This window comes from Synechococcus sp. B60.1 (assembly GCF_047462555.1).
In the GTDB taxonomy this organism is placed as follows: domain Bacteria; phylum Cyanobacteriota; class Cyanobacteriia; order Thermostichales; family Thermostichaceae; genus Thermostichus.
In genome coordinates, this window is the sequence record NZ_JANSJN010000025.1 from 1 (window position 1) to 3,467 (window position 3,467).

The 3,467-nt window shown below is 57.6% G+C and carries 3 protein-coding genes; all 3 read left to right on the top strand.

Translation table 11 applies throughout. The annotated features are described in order from the left end of the window. Window positions 1–1,686 (top strand): aminopeptidase P family protein (locus NW863_RS04430; RefSeq protein ID WP_414364746.1); only part of this gene is annotated, 1,686 nt, incomplete at its 5' end. A gap of 62 nt (window positions 1,687–1,748) precedes the next feature. Further along, window positions 1,749–2,174, top strand: a complete 426-nt coding sequence (locus tag NW863_RS04435; RefSeq protein WP_414364748.1) for a TerB family tellurite resistance protein — start codon at window positions 1,749–1,751, stop codon at window positions 2,172–2,174. A 177-nt stretch (window positions 2,175–2,351) separates the two neighbouring features. Further along, on the top strand, window positions 2,352–3,467 hold a 1,116-nt coding region (locus NW863_RS04440), incomplete at its 3' end, for a TMEM43 family protein (RefSeq protein ID WP_414364750.1).

Sequence of the window (3,467 nt, forward strand, 5' to 3'; positions counted from 1 at the left end):
CGGCAGTGGATTACAGGCTTTACCGGCTCGGTGGGGGATGCTCTGATTAGCCGGGACAGGGCCTGGCTGTGGGTGGATCCCCGCTACCACGAGCAGGCGGAGCGGGAAGTGGATCCCAACCTGTTTACCGTCATCAAAGGCGGCCTGCCGGAGCAGCCCAGCCTGATGGAGATTGTGGAAGAGCTGGGATCCGGCTTTCGCCTAGGAGTGGATCCCTTCACAGTATCAGTGGCCACCTACCGCCAGTTGCAGACCCACGCCCAAGCCGGGGGGGTGCTGCTGGTGCCGGTTAGCGAAAACCCGCTGGACAAGCTGGCCAAGGAAGCTAGCCAAGCCCTTTTGCAGCAACCCATCTATCCTGTCCCTGCCCAGCTCTGCGGTGCTACTGCCAGCGACAAGCTGGCCCAGGTGCGCCAGGAGATGCGTCGCAAGCGGGTGGGGTTGTTGCCCCTAACCAAGTTGGACCAGGTAGCTTGGCTGTTTAACCTGCGCGGCTCTGACATCCCCTACAACCCAGTGTTCCGCGCCTACGCGCTGGTCGCCCTGGAGAGGGTTGCCCTGTTTACTGACCTGGAGCGCCTCACGCCCTCGGCTCGGCAAATGCTGGTGGAAGCCGAGGTCGAGCTCTGGCCTTACGAGGCCTACCCGGAACAGCTGCCCCAGTGGGCCAAGGGCTACGGGCCGGTGGGATTGGATCCCAAGCAGACCACTCAGGGCACCCAAGAGCTGCTGCAAGGGATCCCCTGTCGCGAGCTGGATCACCCTGTGGAGGCCCTCAAGGCAGTGAAAAACCCCACTGAGCTGGAGCAGATGCGGCTAGCTAACCGCAAGGCCAGCCGGGCCAAGATCCGCACCCTGGCTTGGATTGACCGGCAAATTCAAGCGGGGATCCCCATTAGCGAAGCCGATGTGGCGGCCACCATGGCAGCCCACTACCGCGAGGAAGGGGATTGGGTGGGCCTGAGCTTTAACACCATTGCCGGGGCTGGCGCCAACAGCTCCATTGTCCACTACGGCACCCCGGATCCCCAGAAGTTCCTGCAGCCAGGCGAGTTGTTTTTGTTGGATTCGGGATCCCACTACCTGGGGGGCACTACCGACGCTACCCGCACCCTCTGGATTGGCTCGGAACCGGCGGATCCCTTGTGCCAGCGGCGCTACACCGAGGTGCTGAAAGCCCACATCCAGTGCGCCCGCCAGATCTTCCCCCCGGATACCTACGGGGTCTCCTTGGATGGCATTGCCCGCTCCAGCCTCTGGCAGGCAGGGCTGGACTACGGCCACGGCACCGGCCACGGCGTTGGCGCCTTCTTGAACGTCCACGAGGGGCCCAATGGGATCCACCGCCGCGCCACCACCCCCTTCAAGGTGGGTATGATCACCAGCATCGAGCCGGGCTACTACCAGCCGGGCTGGGGTGGAATTCGCTTGGAAAACCTCTATGAAGTGGTTGCCCTTCCAGAGCCGGAGGGCTGGATGGGCTTTCGCTCCCTAACTTGGATCCCCTTTGATAGGCGCTTGATTGACTGGGATCTGCTAGACAAGGCGCAACGGGCCTGGCTTGATGAGTATCACCGCCAGGTTTACGCCCTGCACCAGGCCAGCCTGCCAGAAGAGGATGCCGCCTGGCTAGCGTGGGCCTGCGGCCTCGCTGAGTTAAGACTGCCTCTGGTCAGCCCCTTCTAAGTCTGCTTAGAGCCCCAGAACCCCGACCGCCAGCAGCACCTCCAGCGACAAGAGATCCCGCCATGAACCCGACAACCCAACATCGGCTCATCCTCAAAATTGTGGCCGGCTCCGCTTGGGCCGATGGGCACCTAGAACCGCAGGAATTGGCCTATCTGGGATCCCTGCTGCGCCGCTATGATTTGGAGCACGATACCGAGCTGCGAGAGCTGATCCAAGAGCCCATCCCGATGGCGCAAACGGAGCGCTGGATGGCCGATTATCTGGCCCAGGCCACCGAAACCGAGCGCCTGCAACTTTTGGGGGCAATCGGCAACCTGATGATGGCCGACAATACCGTTTCCTCCGAAGAGCACAACCTTTTGGATGACTACTACACCCTCATGGCAGAGATCCCACCTCGCCCAGAATCGGCACCCAATCTGGTGAAGGGCGTGGGGCAATTTTTCCGGCGCGTGGTCAAAGCGGTGAGGGAAGGGATTTCTTAATCAATTCTTAGCCGAAAAATAGGGTTCCCTTAACCTGTATGAATTGTAATTTGCTTCTGGAATAGGCATAAGCATGGAAAAAGCTAAAGATTTGCCTTGGATTCTCTAGAACGACTAGGTTTCATGGACAAATAGAAGAGGCTGTGCTAGACCGAAGTTGTCGGTCGGGGCGGGGCTATGGCTGAGCGTTATAGACAAGTAGAGCGGGTCGGATTCGGCTCGCGGCTGGCCAGTTCTTTTGTATCGGTGTTTGTTGGATTGATTTTATTTTTGGGATCGTTCTGGCTTTTGTTTTGGAATGAGGGGCGGGTCAACCTTGCCCAAGTGGCAACTGGGGCCATTGAAATCAGTCCATTGGGCTCGCCCTCTGCACCTCTTGGAAGATTAGTATCGCTCACAGGCCCAATGACCAGTAACGAGCTTTTGGGTGATCATCTCTTCCTGCGGCCGGGGCCCTATATTGCCGTCAGCCGCAAGGCAGAAATGTATGCTTGGGAAGAGGAGAAAGAAACTCGCACTCAAGAGGAGTTTGGTGGATCGGAAGTCAGAGAGACAATCTATACTTACACCAAAGTCTGGACAGAAAACCCTGAAGATTCAAGCCGGTTTTATCGCAGCAGTGAGCACGTCAACCCACCGATGCCTTTTTCCAGCCAACTCTTTCGAGTCAGCCAGGCTCAAATTGGGAATTACCGAATTGGGATGCAAGATTTGCAGATCGAAACTCCCTCCGCTGTTCCTCTGGATCCCCAAACATTGATCCCGGGGATCCAAGCTAGAGTGGAAGGCTCTTATGTTTTCAAGGGGCGGGGAACCCTGGCCAATCCACAAATCGGCGATATGAGAACTTCGTACACTGCCTTGTACAGCGGAACTCAGGCAACCGTCTTTGGGCGTTTGGCCAGCCCCAATAGCCTAGAGAGCTATCTGGGGCCGCGCAACGTTCGATTTTATCGGCTATTTGCAAGCGATCGATTTGCAGCCATTGAGCGGCTTGCTGCAGAACACACTGCCCTAACTTGGATCCTGCGCTTTGTGGGATTCTTGATGATGTGGATCGGGGCCGACTCTTTCTTTACCCCCCTTCATACAATGCTTAGCATCTTTCCTTTTCTAAGTGGCCTTGGGCGATTCATGACGAGAGTGGTCACCTTTTTCATAGCCTTGGTTTTAACAGGGACGACTATTCTGATCTCGTCTATAGTGTATAATCCGTTGGTGCTGCTCCTCTGTTTGGCTGTGGCGGGAGTTTTCATCCTTAACGTGCTGGGGCGACGTCCCAGACGGCAAGTG